The organism is Bradyrhizobium sp. SBR1B (assembly GCF_014198205.1).
Taxonomy (GTDB): domain Bacteria; phylum Pseudomonadota; class Alphaproteobacteria; order Rhizobiales; family Xanthobacteraceae; genus Bradyrhizobium.
The window spans coordinates 71,215-88,543 of the sequence record NZ_JACIHC010000008.1; the positions used below are offsets into that span (position 1 = coordinate 71,215).

Below are 17,329 nucleotides of genomic sequence, written 5' to 3' on the forward strand. Positions count from 1 at the left end.
TCTGGTCCGAAAACCGGTTTGCACTTTTCGGGATCATGCGCGCTCTCCTTACACGCGACCGAGCGCAAAACCGCTCGCGATGTAGTTACGGACGAACCAGATCACGAGCGCGCCCGGGATGATGGTGAGCACGCCGGCGGCTGCCAAGAGGCCCCAATCCATGCCCGACGCCGACACCGTGCGCGTCATGATCGCAGCGATCGGCTTGGCCGACACCGAGGTCAGCGTGCGCGCGAGCAGGAGCTCGACCCAGGAGAACATGAAGCAAAAGAAGGCGGCGACGCCGATGCCGCTCGCGATCAACGGCACCAGGATCTTGATGAAGAAGCGCGGGAAGGAATAGCCGTCGAGGAAGGCAGTCTCGTCGATCTCGCGCGGCACGCCGGAAACGAAGCCTTCGAGGATCCACACCGCCAGCGGCACGTTGAAGATGCAGTGCGCGAGCGCGACCGCCCAGGGCGTATCGAACAGGCCGATCGCCGAATAGAGATTGAAGAAGGGTAGCGCGTAGACCGCGGCCGGCGCCATGCGGTTCGACAACAGCCAGAAGAACAGATGCTTGTCGCCGAGGAAGCGGTAGCGCGAGAACGCATAGGCCGCGGGCAGCGCCACCGAGATCGAGATGATGGTGTTGAGAACGACATATTCCAGCGAGTTGATGTAACCGGAATACCAGCTCTCATCGGTGAAGATGCGCTTGTAGTGCTGCAGCGTCGGCGTGTGCGGCCATAGCGTCATCGTCGAGACGATCTCGCTGTTGGTCTTGAAGCTCATGTTGACGAGCCAGTAGATCGGCAGCAGCAGGAAGATCAGGAACAGCCCCATGATGAGGCGGCGGCCGGGAATCGAATGCATCACGCCACTCCTTCCTTTGGCTTGAGCACCGGCACGGGCTTGAGCGCGGCCGCAGACTTCGGCTCCGACGCCGGCTCACTTTCGGCCTGGACTTTGCGCTCGACACCGGCGTTGGTCATGACGGTGTAGAAGATCCAGCAGACGATCAGGATGATGAGGTTGTAGACCAGCGACAGCGCCGCGGCCTTGCCGAGGTCGAACTGACCCAGCGCGATCTTGACGAGCTCGATCGACACGAAGGTGGTGGAGTTGCCGGGTCCGCCGCCGGTGACGACGAACGGCTCGGTGTAGATCATGAAGCTGTCCATGAAGCGCAGCAGCACCGCGATCAGCAAGACGCGGTTCATTTTCGGCAGCTGGATTGCCTTGAACACGGCCCAGCGCGAGGCACCGTCGATCTGGGCGGCCTGGTAATAGGCTTCGGGAATCGACTTCAGGCCGGCATAGCAGAGCAGCGCGACGAGGCTGGTCCAGTGCCAGACGTCCATCACGATGACGGTGACCCAGGCGTCGATGTCGTTGGAGACGTAATTGTAGTCGATGCCCGCGGCGTTGAGGACGTAGCCGAGCAGCCCGATGTCGGGACGCCCGAAGATCTGCCAGATCGTGCCGACCACGTTCCACGGAATCAGCAGCGGCAGCGCGAGGATCACGAGGCAGGCCGCCACCGTCCAGCCCTCGCGCGGCATCGACAACGCGACGACGATGCCGAGCGGCACCTCGATCGCGAGGATCACCAGCGAGAAGAACAGATTGCGGCCCAGCGAGGCAAGGAACCGGCCGCCGAGATCGGTCGAGGGATCGAGCAATTCCTTGAACCAGCCGACGCCGTTCCAGAAGAACTGGTTGTTGCCGAAGGTGTCCTGCATCGAATAGTTCACCACCGTCATCAGCGGCAGCACCGCCGAGAAGGCGACGACCAGGAACACCGGCAGCACCAGGAACCAGGCTTTTTGGTTGACGGTCTTGTCCATCAGGCGGCTCCCTCCACCAGAAGGCTATCGGCATAGACGTGGACGTGGGACGGATCGAATTTCAGTCCGGCCATGCCGTCCGCGCTCGTGAAGCCCGCCGGCGCGCGCGCCGCGAGCTTGGCGTCACCAAGGCGTGCCCGCGCAAAACGGATCCGGCCGAGATCGTCGAGGCGCTCGATCTTCGCCGTGAGCAGGCCGGGCGCAGGTGCGACGACCTCGACGAATTCGGGACGGACGCCGATCTCGATCTTCGCACCGGCAGGCAGATTGTCGTAAGCACGGTTCAGCGCGATGACGTGACCGCCAATGCGCGCCTCGCGTCCCCTCATCTCGGCCGGCAGGATGTTCATGCCGGGCGAGCCGATGAAATAGCCGACGAAGGTGTGTGCCGGCTTGTCAAACAGCTGGGCAGGCGTACCGCTCTGCACCACGCGGCCGTCATGCATGACGACGACGGTGTCGGCGAAGGTCAGCGCCTCGGTCTGGTCGTGGGTCACGTAGATCATCGTGAGGTCGAGCTCGCGATGCAGCGCCTTCAGCTTGGAGCGGAGCTGCCATTTCAGCTCGGGATCGATCACCGTCAGCGGTTCGTCGAACAGCACGGCGGCGACGTCGGAACGGACGAGACCGCGGCCGAGCGAGATCTTCTGCTTGGCATCGGCCGTGAGCCGCGTCGCCTTGCGGTTCAGATAGGGTTCGAGATCGAGCAGGCGGCCGATCTCGGCGACGCGCTTGTCGATTTCGGCCTTCGGCACGCCGCGGTTTTTCAGCGGAAACGCCAAATTCTGTCCGACCGTCATGGTGTCGTAGATCACCGGAAACTGGAACACCTGCGCGATATTGCGCTTCTGGGTTGACAGAGGTGTGATGTCCTTGCCGTCGAACAGGATTTGCCCCCGCGACGGCGTGATGATGCCGGAGATGACGTTGAGCAGCGTGGTCTTGCCGCAGCCGGACGGACCAAGCAGCGCATACGCGCCGCCCTGCCGCCAGGTCATGGTCACCGGCTTCAGTGCAAAGCTGTCCTGCGGCGCATCATTGCCGCCGTAGGAGTGGGCGAGATCGACGAGGTCAATGCGGGCCATGGCGCATCCCCCTCAGGATTGACCGGGAGCCGCGACCAAACGGTCGGCAGCATCGAACACGAACACATCATTCGGATCGAGCACGGCGTCGAGCGTCTGGCCGGGCTCGAACTCGTGCACGCCGTGCAGCACCGCCACCCAGTTCGATCCTTCGCGGGTCAGATGCACGAAACTCTCCGAACCGGTGATCTCGGTCACCGTGACAGTGGCATGGAAGGCATGGCGATCGGCCTCGCCATTGGCGAGCGCGAGCTGATGCGCGCGAAAACCGACGCGATAGGCGCCGTCGGCCAGCGACGAATAGAGGCCAGAGGCCGGCGAGGCGGTGCCGCCGGCATATTGAACGGAGCCGTTCTTCTTCTCGATACCGACGAGGTTGAGCGGCGGATCGGAGAAGACCTGCGCGACACGCAGGGTCTGCGGCCGGCGGTAGACATTGGCAGTCTCGCCGATCTGGAGCGCCTGGCCTTCCCACATGCATACAGTGTTGCCGCCGAGCAGCAACGCCTCGGTCGGCTCGGTCGTGGCATAGACGAAGATCGCGCCCGAGGCCTCGAAGATGCGCGGCAGCTCGGCGCGCAGCTCCTCGCGCAGCTTGTAATCGAGATTGGCGAGCGGCTCGTCGAGCAGCACGAGATCGGCGCCCTTGACCAGCGCGCGCGCGATCGCGGTGCGCTGCTGCTGGCCGCCGGAGAGCTGGAGCGGCGTGCGCTTCAGAAACGGCTCGAGCCGCAGCAGCTTTGCGGCTTCCGCCACCCGCGTCTCGATCTCGTCGCGCGGCTTGCCCTGCACGCGCAGGGGCGAGGCGATGTTCTCGTAGACCGTCAGCGAGGGGTAGTTGATGAACTGCTGATAGACCATCGCAACCGAACGCTGGCGCACGTCGGCGCCGGTAACGTCCTTGCCGTTGACCAGCACCTTGCCCGAGGTCGGCTTGTCGAGGCCGGCGAGCAGCCGCATGATCGAGGTTTTGCCCGACAGCGTCGGCCCGAGCAGCACGTTCAGCGTGCCGCTCTCAAGCGTCAGCGAGACGTCGCGGATATGCTGGACCCCCTCGACGGTTCGGGTCACGTGATCGAGCGTCACGGTCATGAGCGTCCTCCCGCTTCCAGCAGAGGACTTTGCGGCACGGCGTGGGTCCTGATCCAGTCGTCAAGCGCAGCAATCTCGTCGGCAGATAGTCGCAGGCCGAGCTTGGAACGGCGCCAGACGACGTCCTCGGCGGTCACGGCCCATTCATTGGCCATGAGGTAGCGGACCTCGCGCTCGGTCAGCGTCGCGCCAAAGGCCTGGCCGAGATCGGCCGATGATTTGGCGTCGCCGAGCAGCTTGATGGCCTTGGTGCCATAGGCGCGCGCGAGCCGCCTGGCGTGCTCATGACTGATGAAGGGATAGCCGCGCTGCAGCTCGGCGATCAGGCCGTCGATGTCGGACACATTCATGTCGCCGCCGGGCAGCGGCCATTTGCCGGTCCACCCCTCCCGCGCTTTTGCGCTGCGAAGATAGGGCGCGAGCCGCTCCAGCGCCTCCTCGGCGAGGCGGCGATAGGTGGTGATCTTGCCGCCATAGATCGACAGCAGCGGCACGCCGCCGGGCGTGTCGAGCTCGAACACGTAGTCGCGCGTCGCGGCCTTGGCTTCGCTGGCGCCATCGTCATAGAGCGGGCGCACGCCGGAATAGGTCCAGACCACGTCGCCCGGGGTCACGGGCTTCGCCAGATACTCGCTCGCCGCGGTGCAGAGATACTGGATCTCCTCCGCCGTCGCCTTCACCTTGGCGGGATCGCCGTCATAATCGCGATCCGTGGTGCCGATCAGCGTGAAATCGTCCTGGTACGGAATCACGAAGATGATGCGGCCGTCGGCGTTCTGGAACATGTAGGCGCGGTCGTGGTCGTAGAGCTTCCTGACCACGATGTGTGAGCCCTGCACCAGGCGCACCTTGGCTTTCGCGTTGACGCCGGCGCCGCGGCCGAGCACGTCCTCGACCCAGGGGCCGCCGGCATTGATGAGCGCGCGCGCCTGGATCGACGAGCGCTCACCGGTCAGCGTGTTGACCATGCTCACGGTCCAGAGGCCGTCGGACTGCTTGATATCCGTTGCGCGGGTGCGGGTGCGGATCTCGGCGCCCTTGTCGGCGGCATCGCGTGCATTGAGCACGACGAGGCGGGCGTCATCGACGAAACAGTCGGAATATTCAAAGGCGCGACTGTAACGATTCGGGATCAGCGGCTTGCCGACCTCGTCACGCCGCAGATCGACCGAGCGCGTCGCCGGCAGCAGATGCCGGCCGCCGATGTGGTCATAGAGGAAGAGGCCAAGCCGCAGCAGCCAGGCGGGGCGCAGGCCGGCATGATGCGGCAAAACGAAACGCAGCGGGCGGATGATGTGGGGCCCGATGCCCCAGAGGATCTCGCGCTCGATCAGCGCCTCGCGAACGAGGCGAAACTCGTAATATTCGAGATAGCGCAGGCCGCCATGCACCAGCTTGGTCGACCAGGACGACGTCCCGCTCGCCAAATCGTTCATTTCGCACAGGAAAACCGTGTTGCCGCGGCCCACCGCGTCGCGCGCGATGCCGCAGCCATTAACACCGCCTCCAATGATGGCGAGGTCGAAAATACGCTCCAACAGACGCATCCCCCGGCGACTCGCTCGTTCCGTCGAGCGACTACTTTCGTTTTTGATTAGATCACACCGAAAAGCGAAAGCAAGACGAAAGAGAGGAGGAAGGAAGTGAAAGCGAAACTTTTTCAGCGCCAATACGGCGGAGAAATCAGCAGGAGAACGGACAGTTTTGAGGCAGACGGCTCGGCTGATCGGCTCAGGGGCCCACCGCACCGCTTCAGCTGACTTGGATGTAGCAACATGCCTACATATAATTTGCCCCAACGCAGGCGAGGAGGCGCGAACCGATGGTCACCACCCTGACCAGCCGAGAGTTCAATCAGGATACGAGCGGCGCCAAGAAGGCAGCAGCAAAGGGGCCCGTCTTCATCACCGATCGCGGCCGTCCGGCCCATGTCCTGCTGAGCATCGAAGATTATCTGCGCCTGAGCGGTGGACACATGAGCCTTGCCGAAGCTTTGGCACAGGCGAACGCGGACTTCGATTTCGATCCGCCTCGCATCACCGGCGGAATCTCCAGGCCGGCCGATCTCGACTGATGTTTCTGCTGGACACCAACGTCATTTCCGAACTGAGGCGGCCGGATAAGGCTGATCGCAACGTGCTTGCTTGGGCCAATACAGCGCCCGCGGCGAATTTCTTCATGTCTGCCATCTCGATTCTCGAAATTGAATTTGGCGCGCGCCTGATCGAGCGCAAAGACGCGGTGCAAGGTGCTTTCCTGCGCGCCTGGATCGACGATCACATTCTGGCCCGCTTCGAAGGGCGGATCCTGGCTATCGATACGGCCGTGGCGCAGCGTTGTGCCCAACTTCACGTTCCCAATCCGCGGGCCGAACGCGACGCCCTTATTGCAGCCAGCGCGCTTATCCACGGCCTGACCTTGGTTACGCGCAATGTGGGGGATTTTGAACCTACGGGCGTGCCACTGCTCAATCCGTGGAGCAGTACATAAGTCTCTATCTCAGCCGCACCACCGGCGCGGCTTCCGGTGCCGCATCCTGGGCATCTGCCGGCGCATCGTCGATGTCCGCGCCCTTCGGCAGCGCTTCCACCACTTCGATGCCCTTGCTGTGGCAGATGGTGGCGAGGCGCTCCGGAAGCTCCTGGTCGGTGACGAAGGTCTGGATCTGGGTCATGTGGGCGATGCGCACCGGCGCGCTGCGGCGGAGCTTTGTGGAATCGGCAACCAGCATCACGCTGCGGGCATTGGCGATGATGGCCTGCGCCACCTGCACCTCGCGATAGTCGAAGTCGAGCAGCGCGCCCTCCTCGTCGATCGCGGACGCACCAATGATGGCGTAGTCGACCTTGAACTGACCGATCAACTGCGTCGCGGTGGAGCCGACCACGGCGCCGTCGGCACGCCGGACCGTGCCGCCGGCGACCACCACCTCGATGCGGGGATGACGGTAGAGCAGCATCGCGACGTTGAGATTGTTGGTGATGACGAGGAGATCCTCGTGCGAAGTCAGCGCGCTCGCGACCTCCTCGGTCGTGGTGCCGATGTTGATGAAGAGCGAGCAGCCGTTCGGGATCAGCGAGGCGGCCGCGGCTCCGATCGCCTTCTTTTCGTCGGCGGCGACGAAGCGCCTTGCCTCGTAAGCGAGGTTTTCGACGCCGGAAGCGATGATGGCGCCGCCATGGATGCGGGTCAGCGATCTCCGCTCGCAGAGGTCGTTGAGATCCTTGCGGATGGTCTGCGCCGAGACTTCGAAGCGGCGCGCGAGCTCCTCGACCATGACGCGGCCCGAGGCCCGCGCGATGTTGAGGATTTCGGCTTGGCGATGGGTTAGTCCGGTCACGGCAAAGGCCTCAAATCAGGAGAATGCATGGTGCGGCGGTTCGCGCCTTCGGTCAATGCGCGCGCCGATCACGGTTAACTTATGCGGCCCGTCACCACGCCATGGTGCTCGCGAGACGCGCGAGCAGCTGCGGATCGTCGAAGGCACTGGCGGACGCGACTGCGCCGGCTGCAACCAGGTCAGCATGGCTGAGGCTGGTCCGGACGCCGATGGTCGGAATGCCGGCCGCCGTGGCCGATTGCACGCCGGTACGGGAGTCCTCGAATGCGATCGAAGCCTCTGCGCTCGCACCGACGAAACGCAGCCCTTCCTGATAGGGCAGCGGATGCGGCTTGCCGTGCGGCAGCTCGGCGCCGATCACGAGCGCCTTGAAACGATGCGAGATGCCGAGGCCGGAGAGCAGCAGCTCGGCATTGAGACGCGGCGCATTGGTCACGGCCACCATGGGAACGCCGGCTGCGTCCGCCCGGTCGAGCAGCGCCATCAGGCCCGGCAGCGGCTCGATCTGCCCGGCCACGAGCGCACGGAAGACCTCCTCCTTCTCATCGAGGATCAAGGCGCGCCGCTCCGGCGCCTCGTCGGGCAGAAAGCGCTCGCCGATCGCGACATTGGCGAAACCTTGCAGCTCTCTAGAGAACCGCGCGTGATCGAAGACGTGGCCGCGAGGGCCGAGCACCTGGTTGAACGCCTTCAAGTGCAGCGGGTCGGTGTCGGCCAGCGTGCCGTCGATGTCGAACAGCAAAGCCCTGCCCATCGCTTCCGTTTTGGCCTCGATCATTTCCGTACTTTCCCAAATCCACGGCGTATTGATGCGCGAGACGTATCAATATGGCTTCGACCGCGCAATGACGCATGCTGATGACGACGACGTGACACTCGACAAAGTCGCGCGCGGCTGCAACACTCGCCGCAAGATCAAAAAGGAGGAAACGATGACGATCAACCGACGCGATCTGGCTCTCTCGACTCTTGCCGTCTCCGCGCTTGCGCTCACGACACCGGCGCTCGCCGCTTCGGCGGACGAGGACGCCGTGGCGAAGAAGGTCGAGGCCTTCCGCCTCGCCCAGATCGCGGCCGATCCGAAGGCGCTCGGCGCACTGTGCTGGGATGACCTCAGCTACAGCCATTCCAGCGGCAAGGTCGAGGACAAGGCGACGTTCATCGCCAACGCCACCGACGGCAAGTCGAAATTCCTGTCGATCGACTACAAGGACCCCACCATCAAGGTCGTCGGTCCTGCAGCGATCGTGCGCTTCCACTGGCTGGGCGAACAGGAGATGGCAGCCGACGGGAAGAAAGTATCGACCAACCTTCACATCCTGATGAACTGGCAGAAGCAGGGCGACGAGTGGAAGCTCCTGTCGCGGGCAGCAACGAAGTTGTGACGACTCTTACCCTCTCCCCTGTGGGAGAGGGTGGCTCGTCGCGTAGCGACGAGACAGGTGAGGGGTTGCCTCAGCGAACCCCTCTCTCTCTGAATCTCGAGAACGCCGAAACATACCCCTTATCCGGCGCTTCGCGCCACCTTCTCCCACAAGGGGAGAAGGAAGAAAACAGCAGTATCAAGGGCGGCAAAAAATTCCGACCTCGCTCCGCGAGCCCGGAATCACCAGCGGGCGCTTACGCCGCTTCCTTCACATCACCGTTCACCAGCTTGCGCGCGGCGCGTTCGGCTTCGCGGGCGTTGCGGAAGAGCTGGCCTTCGAGACGGTTGAATCGGTGGGACGAGGCAAAGAAGCAATAGCCTCCCGAAGAACGAACGACGATACCTGCGGTCTGCGAATTGACTTCGATGATGTAGCTGTCCGGCATGGTCCGTGGATTCCTCAGTGCGGGCAAATAACGGCACTCATGCCCAAAGGTTCCCAGGCATTTTGAGGCCGTTTCCACCCCGAATCGACACGCAATTGAGTACGCCGAGACCTCATCCGTTTTATGACTGGTTCTTGGCGAAGCGGCGACGAAGATGACTCACTGGTGCCGCGTTTGACGGCGCTTGCCACGCATTTGTGAGATGAGGCAGAGCGTCGCGCGCGATTACGTCGCGATGACAGTGTCGGTCGGGCGAACCGCTTGCGGGCGACCATGTTCGTCGATCGAGACGTAGGTGAAGTTGCCGTCGGTGACGAGGAACGGATGCTCCTCCCCGCGGCGCAGCGCCCACGCTTCCAGATGCACAGTGAGCGAGGTGCGGCCTACGCGCACGAGATTGGCGTAGACCGACACGAGATCGCCGACATAGACCGCCTTGCGAAAGTTCATCGCCTCGATCGCAACCGTCACGGTCCGCGATTTCGCGACCTTCGAGGCAAACACGCCGCCGCCGACGTCCATCTGACTCAGCAGCCACCCGCCGAAGATGTCGCCATTCGCGTTGGTATCGGCGGGCATCGCCAGCGTACGGATGCAGAGATCGCCGTTAGGCCCGGGGGCGGAGCTGATAGGGGCGTGGACATGCGTATCGGTCATATGGTTGGTCTCCCGCGGCTCTCGGCTCTGGATACAAAGCCGCGGCGCCTTGCGCAACATCGACACGAGGCAAGCTTGCGCTATCCAATCGGCCGCGGCGACCCGACGAGGATTCCGGTATCGTTCAGTTTGCGTTGCCACTCCGCATCGTCGGCCCGCGGCGCGCGTCCGGTCGTCGCCGTTACCAACCGTTCCAGCCTGCTCCATAGCCGGAGACGGTCGCATGGATAATTGGCCCATCCATTGATGACACAATATCGGATGGTGTGGTCACGGTGATGACACCAATGATGCTCGGGTGAGCAGACCAGATGCAGCCGTTGCGCCATGCGCAGGAGCAGCGGGCGGACCGGCCGGTGCGCGAGATTGTGAAAGCTCATGCCAAACAGCATGCAGGTCGCGATCACGAACCAGACGATCATCAGCGCATAGGTGAGCGCGGAAACCGGAAACAACGCCGTGACGGTGGCCGCGACTCCGACCACCAGCGCGCTCGGCGCCGCACCGAGAGACGCCTGGTCGAGGAATCCATAGAGTAAGACGTGGCCGGGGTGGGTGTGATGCTCCCGCGTGATCGCGATGCCGCGGCCGAGCATCCCCTCGTCGAGCCAGGTGTCGACCACCCAATGCACCAGCCCTGAAAACAGGTCAGCGAGGAAATATCCTGCCAGGAGCGCCACGATCAACCACGGCCAGCGCAATTCCACCGCGGGATAACGCCCGACGAGATAGCCTGCGCAACAAAGGATCACGACGATATCGGCCCCGCAGCACAGCCGCGTGATGATGATCTCGCGCAGGGTCGCTTGCTTGAAGAACGGGATCGTCGGCACCGGCGATACTCCCCACGGGCTCTACCACCCATGATAGCATCTTTTTACCGACGGCCCCCTATTGCAAACTGTCCCAGCCCGCATCCGGCGCAAAACGTCCGCCGAATCGCTCGGCGAGCCCACGCAACGTGGACACGACGTTCTCCACGCCGCGCGTGCGCGCATAGTTCAGCGGGCCGCCGCGGAACGGTGCATAGCCGGTACCGAAGATCATGGCGCCGTCGACCGCATCAGGATCGTCGACGATGCCCTCGCGAAGGGCAGCAACGCAGACATTGGACATCGGCAGCATCAGGCGGTCGATCATCTGGTCGGTGACGCGCGGACCGGTCTCGGGGAGCGGTGCCTTCTCGGCCTTGCCGTCCTTCCAGGTGTAGAAGCCCTTGCCGGTCTTGCGGCCGAGCTCGCCCTTGGCGACCTTGTCGCGCAGCCAGGCCGGCGTCGGCGGCAGGAGATCGCCGAACTTGGTGCGCAGCATGTCGCCGACGTCGAGGCAGATGTCGAGTCCGACCTGATCGGCCAGCTCGATCGGGCCCATCGGCATGCCGAACTGCTCGGCCGCGGCGTCGATCAGACGCTGGTCGATCTTCTCGTCCAGCATCACCATGGCTTCGAGCATGTAGGGCGTCAGCGCGCGGTTGACGAGAAAGCCCGGCGAGCTCTTCACAGGCAATGGCAAGCGATCGATCGCACCGACGAAAGCGAGCGCGTCTTTCAGCACCCGCGGGTCGTTGCCGTCATGGCTGACGACCTCGACCAGCTGCAGCCGCGACACCGGATTGAAGAAATGCAGGCCGACCAGCCGCTCCGGTCGCGCCAACGTGGTGCGCAGATCCTGAAGCGGAATGCTCGAGGTGTTGGTGGCGAGAATCGCGCCCGGCTTCATGCGCGGCTCGAGCCCGGCATAGACCTTCTGCTTGAGCTCGAGCTTTTCCGGGACAGCCTCGATGATCAGATCGGCGTTGCGGACGCCCTCGCCGTCCATGTCAGGGATGAGACGATCGAGCGCGTCGCGCACTTCGGTCGGCTTGCGGATGATCTTGCCGTAGAGTTCGGCGGCGCGCTTCACCGCGCCCGCAATCGGCGCCGCCTTCATGTCGGCGAGCGAGACGCGCAGTCCCTGCCCGGCTACCCAAGCCGCGATGTCGCCGCCCATGGCGCCGGCGCCGATGACATGGACATGCTTGATGGTGTTGCCGCTGCCGGCCGCCTTCTTCATCTGCTCGCGCAGGAAGAACACGCGGATCAGGTTCTGGGCGGTCGGTGTTACCATCAGCTTGGCGAACGAGGCCTGCTCCGCCTTCAGCATCGCGGCCTTGTTGCCGCCATGGGTCTCCCAGAGGGAGATCAGCGCGTAAGGCGCGGGATAGTGCTCGCGGGACGCGGCCTTCGCCGCCTCCGAGCGCATGCGCCTGGCCAGGAGACCGCGCACGAAGCCAAAATTGGCTGCACGCCCGAGCAGGCCGGGCTTGGCCCGCTTCAGGCGGCCGAACAGCGCGTCCTTCACCGCGCCCCGGACATGGCGCTCTTGAGTCACGGTATCGACGAGGCCGAGCGATCTGGCGCGGCGTGCGTCGATGGTGCGGCCGGTCAGCATCAGCGCCATCGACTGGGTGGGATTGACCAGCGCGGTGAACCGCGCGGTGCCGCCGAGGCCGGGGTGCAGGCCCAGCATCACCTCCGGAAAGCCGAAGCGTGCGCCGTCGATGGCGATGCGCGACTGGCAGGCCAGCGCAACCTCGAGCCCGCCGCCGAGGCAGAAGCCGTGGATGACCGCGACCGTTGGTAGCTTCAAGGCTTCCAGATGATCGACCACCGCGTGCGCGGCGCGGATTCGCGTCTCCACCATCTCGGGATCATCAGCGCCGCGGAATTCGTTGACGTCGGCGCCGGCGATGAAGCCGGACGGTTTTGCGGAGCGGATCACGAGGCCGGCCGGGCGCTCGGTCTCGATCGCCGCGAGCACGGCGTCGAACTCCTCCATCACCTCCGAGGACAGCGTGTTGGCGCTTGCATCAGCGCGGTCGAACAGCAGCCAGGCGACGCCGTCTTCATCTCGCGTCAGCTTGAAGTGCCTGTACGGACTGTCCGTCGCGGGCTTGGGCCCGAGTTCGAGCACGCGGTCGCCGAGCGCGGTCATGATCTTGGAATCCATGGTCACACCGCCTCGATCAGCATGGCGCCGCCGAGCCCGCCGCCGATGCATTCGGTGGCAATTCCGCGCCGCGTGCCGAGCCGCTTCATCGCGTTGACCAGATGCAGCACGATGCGGTTGCCGGAGGTGCCGACGGGATGGCCGAGCGAGATGGCGCCGCCATCGACGTTGAGCTTGTCACGGTCGATCTCACCGGCCGCGCCGTCGAGGCCCAAAATCTCGCGGCAGAACTTGTCGTCATTCCAGGCAGCCAAGCAGCCGAGCACCTGCGTCGCGAAGGCTTCGTTGAGCTCCCAGGTCTCGACGTCCTTGATGGTGAGGCCGTTGCGCTGGAGCAGCGGCGTCGCTGACATCACGGGACCGAGGCCCATGATGGCAGGATCGAGCGCGGCCCAGTGGCTGTCGACGATCGCGGCCTTCGGCGTCAGCCTGTGCTTTGCGACCGCGGCGTCGGAGGCGAGGATCACCCAGGAGGCGCCGTCGGTGATCTGCGAGGAATTGCCGGCGGTGACCTGGCCCCAGGGGCGCTCAAACACCGGTCTCAGCTTGGCCAGCGTCTCCGCCGTGGAGTCCGGCCGCACGCCGTCGTCATGGTCGAAGAATTTTCCGTCGCGGGAGAACGCGGTCTCAACCTCACCCTTGAGAAAGCCCGCACTTTGCGCCTGGGCGAGCCGGCGGTGGCTCTCGGCGGCATAGGCATCGGATTGCGCGCGCGTAATGCCGAAGAGATGGCCGACGACCTCGGCGGTCTGGCCCATGTTCAGATCGGTGACGGGATCGGTCAGCCCGCGCTCGAGCCCGATGATCGGCTTGAGATCGCGCGGGCGCAACTTGAAGGCAGCCGCGAGCTTGGCGACGACGCCCTTGGCGGTGGCAAGGCCGGCGAACCAGCGCACGCCGGAGTTAGGCCAAACCAGCGGCGCGTGGCTCAGCGCCTCGGTACCTCCCGCCAAGATCATGTCGGCATGACCTTCGCGGATATAGCGGTAGGCGGTGTCGATTGACTGCATGCCGGAGCCGCAATTGATCTGCACGGTGAAGGCGACCATGTCCTCGCCCATGCCGAGCCGGAGCGCGGCAACGCGGGCCGGATTCATCTCGTCCGCAATCACGTTGACGCAGCCGAGGATGACCTGGTCGAAATCCGTGGGCGCAAACGGCTGGCGCGCCAGCAGCGGCCGTCCGCATTGCACGGCGAGATCGACCGGCGTGAAGGGCCCCGGCCCCGAGCGCGCCTTTAGAAACGGCGTTCGGCTGCCGTCGACGATGAAAACCGGTCGTGCCATCAGCTCGCCGCCCTCTGTTCACCGAGTTCCTGGAAGAACTGATGCACATTGACGGTTTTCTTGTAAATCGGCGACAGCGCCTCCGGCGCAAAATCGTCGACCTCGATTACTTTTGTGACGGCTTCATGAGCCGCGGCCAGTTGCTCGCCCTCGGCCTGCGTGATCACGCCCTTGGCGACGGCGTCCTTCCAGTCGCGGATATGCGCGGCGCGCATGCGCTTGGCGATGGCATCGGTACTTGCGACCAGCACGAACGCGCGCTCCAGCCGGGCAAAGCCGCCGTCGTCATCGACATGGGCGAGATCCTGCGTGAGGCGCTCGCGCGCCGCCGACGGCTCCAGCACGATGGCCGCGCATTGGTGCACGACGCGGTCGGAGGGGCCGAGCACGCGGGCGCCGAACGGCTGGACCACGAGCTTGAGGAAGCCGGCAACAAAGCGGTTGGGCAGATTGGCCAGGATTTCGGCCAGCCGGTTCTCGATGGTCCTGAAACCGGTCGCCATGCACCATTCCAGCGCGGCAAAGTCCTCCTTCTGACGACCCTCGTCGTGCCAACGCTTTAGCGCGGCCGACAGCAGATAAAGCTCGGAGAGAATGTCGCCGAAGCGGGCCGACAGCATCTCCTTGCGCTTGAGCGCGCCGCCCAGCGTCAGCAATGCCATGTCGGCGCAGAGCGCGAACGCAGCGGAGTAGCGCGAGAGCTGGCGATAGAACGGTGTGGCATCGCCCGCATCCGGCGCCATCGCAAAGGCGCCGAAGGTCCAGCTGCGGCCGAAGGCACGGAACAACGTGCGGAGGCTATGGCCGACATGTTTCCAGAACGCCTTGTCGAACGCGGTCAGCCCGCGTTCGCGATCGGTATCGGCCAGCGCGTTCATCTCGTCGAGCAGATAGGGATGCGCGCGGATCGCGCCCTGCCCGAACACGATGAGATTGCGGGTCAGGATGTTGGCGCCTTCGACCGTGATCCCGACCGGCACGGCGCGGTGCAGATTGCCGAGATAGTTCTGCGGACCGTCGATCACGGCCTTGCCGCCATGGATGTCCATGGCGTCGTCGATCGCGGTGCGCATTCGCTCGGTGGCGTGCAACTTCATGATGCCGGAGATGACGGCGGGATGAACGCCGGCATTCAGTGCCGCGCAGGTCAGCCGCCGGGCCGCATCCAGCTGGTAGGCGGTCGCGACGATGCGCGCGAGCGGCTCCTCGACACCTTCGAATTTCGAGATGGAGATGCCGAACTGCTCGCGGATCCGGGCATAGGCGCCGGTGGTGCGTGCAGCATAGGCGGCCCCCGCAGCAGAGAGTGACGGCAGCGAGATGCCGCGGCCGGCGGCAAGCGCGGTCATCAGCATCTTCCAGCCTTGCCCCAGCCGCTCCTTGCCGCCGATGACGTAGTCGAGCGGGATGAAGACGTCGCGGCCCCGGTTCGGGCCGTTCTGAAACACCTGCATTGATGGCAGATGGCGATGGCCGATCTCGACGCCGGGCAGATGGGTCGGGATCAGTGCCACGGTAATGCCGAGCTCCTCCCGGTCGCCCACGAGGTGGTCGGGATCATAGGCCTTGAAGGCGAGGCCGAGCAGCGTCGCGACAGGTCCGAGCGTGATGTAGCGCTTGTGCCAGTTGAGCCTGAGGCCGACGACCTCGCGGTCCTCGAAGGTGCCCTTGCAGATGATGCCGGTGTCGACCATCGAAGCCGCGTCGGAGCCGGCTTCCGGGCTGGTGAGGCCGAAGCAGGGAATATCGCGTCCGTCGGCGAGGCGCGGCAGCCAGCGCGCCTGCTGTTCCGGAGTGCCGAAACGCATCAGGAGCTCGCCCGGCCCGAGCGAGTTCGGCACCATGACTGTGACGGCAGCAGCGATCGAGCGGGTCGAGATCTTGCGCACCACTTCCGAATGGGCATAGGGCGAGAAGCCGAGGCCGCCAAACTCCTTCGGAATGATCATGCCGAAGAATTTTTCGTGCTTGACGAAGTGCCAGACATCCGGCGGCAGGTCGCGCCATTCCCAGAAGATCTTCCACTCATCGAGCATGGCGCAGAGCTCGTCGACGGGTCCGTTGAGGAACGCCCGCTCCTCCTCGGTCAGCCTGGCCTGCGGGACCTTCAGCAGCTTCGACCAATCCGGGTTGCCGGTGAAGAGATCGGCATCCCACCAGACATCGCCCGCCTCCAGCGCCTCGCGTTCGGTATCGGACATCGCCGGCAGCACGCCGCGGGCCCAGGAGAAGATCGGCTTTGTGATTTTGTCGCGGCGGAAGCTCATGGCTGACCTCATGCATCGGCGCGGTGTCGGGCATTTTAGCGGAAAGCGGCCGGCGGCGGTGAAGACTTCGCCTGCGACATTGACGCGGCCAAGCGCCCCCGGACCATAACGGCCAGGGTGCGACGGCGGTTCCGGGAGGGGAAAATGGCGATGGATCGTAGCCCGGATGGAGCGAAGCGCAGTCCGGGTAGGCCTATCCGCGCGGGGAGAATCCCGGATTACGCTGCGCTCCATCCGGGCTACGGGCGCGACCGATCAATCCGGCCGCACCATCTCGAACATGTTTTCCGGCTTGATCTCGAAATAATCGCCGCGGCGGCCGGCACGGACGATCGGGCGGGCGGCGGCGGTCTGGTAGACGCCGTCCTTGATCATGGCCTTGTCGATATGGACGGCGACGACCTCGCCCAGCGTCAGCCAGGCGTCGGCCTCCTTGCCGTCGGCGCCCTTGAGGCGGACGATGTCGGACACCTTGCACTCGAAGGCGACGGGGCTCTCAGCCACGCGTGGCACGTTGACGAGCTTGCCAGGCACGGCGGTGAGGCCCGCGATCTCGAACTCGTCGACCTCAGGGGCGACATGCGCGGCGGTCGCGTTCATGTGTTTGGCGAGGTCCATGGTGGCGAGATTCCAGACGAACTCGCCGGTCTGCTGGATGTTCTCGACCGTGTCCTTCCAGTTGGTGGAGGAGAAGCCGATGATCGGCGGCACGTAGCAGAACGCATTGAAGAAGCTGTAGGGCGCGAGATTGACGTGGCCCTTGGAGTCGCGCGAGGAGATCCAGCCGATCGGCCGCGGCGCGATGATGGCGTTGAAGGGGTCGTGCTTGAGGCCGTGGCCCTTGGAGGGCTCGTAGAAGTACAGATCTTTGTCGGTCACGCGCTTGCTTCTCCGTTTTCCGTCATTCCGGGGCGGTCCGGACGGGACCGCGCAAGCGCGGCCCGGAGGACCGAACCCGGAATCTCGAGATTCT

Annotated in this window: 16 protein-coding genes and 1 pseudogene; 3 read left to right on the forward strand and 14 right to left on the reverse strand. The window is 64.5% G+C overall.

Annotated features, from left to right (window positions below; genetic code table 11):
* Window positions 1-48 precede the first annotated feature (48 nt).
* Genes GGD61_RS21545 through glpD form a run of 5 tightly spaced genes read right to left on the reverse strand, consistent with a single transcriptional unit; the run spans window position 49 to window position 5,553 of the window.
* The gene (locus GGD61_RS21545) at window positions 49-855 is read right to left on the reverse strand and encodes a carbohydrate ABC transporter permease (RefSeq protein ID WP_018323268.1); all 807 of its coding nucleotides are present in this window, start codon (window positions 853-855) and stop codon (window positions 49-51) included.
* On the reverse strand, window positions 855-1,829 hold the full coding sequence (locus GGD61_RS21550; RefSeq protein ID WP_092261563.1) for a carbohydrate ABC transporter permease: 975 nt from the start codon (window positions 1,827-1,829) through the stop codon (window positions 855-857). Before GGD61_RS21550 ends, GGD61_RS21545 begins: the two co-directional genes overlap by 1 nt.
* Window positions 1,829-2,914, reverse strand: coding sequence for an ABC transporter ATP-binding protein (locus GGD61_RS21555; protein WP_183231085.1), 1,086 nt, complete (start codon window positions 2,912-2,914; stop codon window positions 1,829-1,831). The genes GGD61_RS21550 and GGD61_RS21555 overlap by 1 nt, the downstream gene beginning before the upstream one ends.
* Before the next feature lie 12 nt (window positions 2,915-2,926).
* A complete protein-coding gene (locus tag GGD61_RS21560; protein ID WP_092261565.1) occupies window positions 2,927-4,006 on the reverse strand; it encodes an ABC transporter ATP-binding protein in 1,080 nt (359 codons plus the stop codon).
* Complete coding sequence (gene glpD / locus GGD61_RS21565) at window positions 4,003-5,553, reverse strand: glycerol-3-phosphate dehydrogenase (protein WP_092261566.1); 1,551 nt, start codon at window positions 5,551-5,553, stop codon at window positions 4,003-4,005. The genes GGD61_RS21560 and glpD overlap by 4 nt, the downstream gene beginning before the upstream one ends.
* 275 nt (window positions 5,554-5,828) lie before the next feature.
* On the opposite strand from glpD, the gene GGD61_RS21570 reads away from it, so the two are divergent.
* Window positions 5,829-6,080 carry a type II toxin-antitoxin system Phd/YefM family antitoxin gene (locus tag GGD61_RS21570; protein ID WP_092261567.1) on the forward strand — a complete coding sequence of 84 codons (252 nt, stop codon included), beginning with the start codon at window positions 5,829-5,831 and terminating at the stop codon, window positions 6,078-6,080.
* On the forward strand, window positions 6,080-6,496 hold the full coding sequence (locus GGD61_RS21575) for a type II toxin-antitoxin system VapC family toxin (protein ID WP_092261568.1): 417 nt from the start codon (window positions 6,080-6,082) through the stop codon (window positions 6,494-6,496). The genes GGD61_RS21570 and GGD61_RS21575 overlap by 1 nt, the downstream gene beginning before the upstream one ends.
* 4 nt (window positions 6,497-6,500) lie before the next feature.
* On the opposite strand, the gene GGD61_RS21580 is transcribed toward GGD61_RS21575, so the two are convergent.
* Together GGD61_RS21580 and GGD61_RS21585 are read right to left on the reverse strand one after the other, a co-directional pair.
* Window positions 6,501-7,346 (reverse strand): DeoR/GlpR family DNA-binding transcription regulator, encoded by an 846-nt coding sequence (locus tag GGD61_RS21580; RefSeq protein ID WP_092261569.1) that lies wholly within the window; start codon window positions 7,344-7,346, stop codon window positions 6,501-6,503.
* A gap of 91 nt (window positions 7,347-7,437) precedes the next feature.
* Window positions 7,438-8,124, reverse strand: coding sequence for an HAD family phosphatase (locus tag GGD61_RS21585; RefSeq protein WP_092261570.1), 687 nt, complete (start codon window positions 8,122-8,124; stop codon window positions 7,438-7,440).
* 154 nt (window positions 8,125-8,278) lie between these two features.
* Between GGD61_RS21585 and GGD61_RS21590 the strand changes: the two genes are divergently transcribed.
* The gene (locus GGD61_RS21590) at window positions 8,279-8,731 is read left to right on the forward strand and encodes a nuclear transport factor 2 family protein (protein WP_026202902.1); all 453 of its coding nucleotides are present in this window, start codon (window positions 8,279-8,281) and stop codon (window positions 8,729-8,731) included.
* A gap of 235 nt (window positions 8,732-8,966) precedes the next feature.
* On the opposite strand, the gene GGD61_RS21595 is transcribed toward GGD61_RS21590, so the two are convergent.
* The 7 genes and pseudogenes from GGD61_RS21595 to GGD61_RS21625 all read right to left on the reverse strand — a co-directional run bounded on the left by GGD61_RS21595 (window position 8,967) and on the right by GGD61_RS21625 (window position 17,235).
* Window positions 8,967-9,158 carry a hypothetical protein gene (locus tag GGD61_RS21595; protein ID WP_018323258.1) on the reverse strand — a complete coding sequence of 64 codons (192 nt, stop codon included), beginning with the start codon at window positions 9,156-9,158 and terminating at the stop codon, window positions 8,967-8,969.
* Between the two features lie 225 nt (window positions 9,159-9,383).
* Window positions 9,384-9,815, reverse strand: coding sequence for an acyl-CoA thioesterase (locus tag GGD61_RS21600; RefSeq protein ID WP_092261625.1), 432 nt, complete (start codon window positions 9,813-9,815; stop codon window positions 9,384-9,386).
* Between the two features lie 209 nt (window positions 9,816-10,024).
* Window positions 10,025-10,648: pseudogene (locus GGD61_RS21605) on the reverse strand (fatty acid desaturase CarF family protein); the annotation flags it as partial.
* Window positions 10,649-10,706: 58 nt separating this feature from the next.
* Window positions 10,707-12,803: a 3-hydroxyacyl-CoA dehydrogenase NAD-binding domain-containing protein gene (locus tag GGD61_RS21610; RefSeq protein ID WP_177237409.1), complete on the reverse strand. Its 2,097-nt coding sequence runs from the start codon at window positions 12,801-12,803 to the stop codon at window positions 10,707-10,709.
* A 2-nt stretch (window positions 12,804-12,805) separates the two neighbouring features.
* Window positions 12,806-14,089: an acetyl-CoA C-acetyltransferase gene (locus GGD61_RS21615; protein ID WP_183231086.1), complete on the reverse strand. Its 1,284-nt coding sequence runs from the start codon at window positions 14,087-14,089 to the stop codon at window positions 12,806-12,808.
* Entirely contained in the window at window positions 14,089-16,356 is a 2,268-nt protein-coding gene (locus tag GGD61_RS21620; protein ID WP_177237410.1) for an acyl-CoA dehydrogenase, read from the reverse strand. Before GGD61_RS21620 ends, GGD61_RS21615 begins: the two co-directional genes overlap by 1 nt.
* A 255-nt stretch (window positions 16,357-16,611) precedes the next feature.
* The gene (locus GGD61_RS21625; protein ID WP_092261574.1) at window positions 16,612-17,235 is read right to left on the reverse strand and encodes a flavin reductase family protein; all 624 of its coding nucleotides are present in this window, start codon (window positions 17,233-17,235) and stop codon (window positions 16,612-16,614) included.
* Window positions 17,236-17,329: the final 94 nt, after the last annotated feature.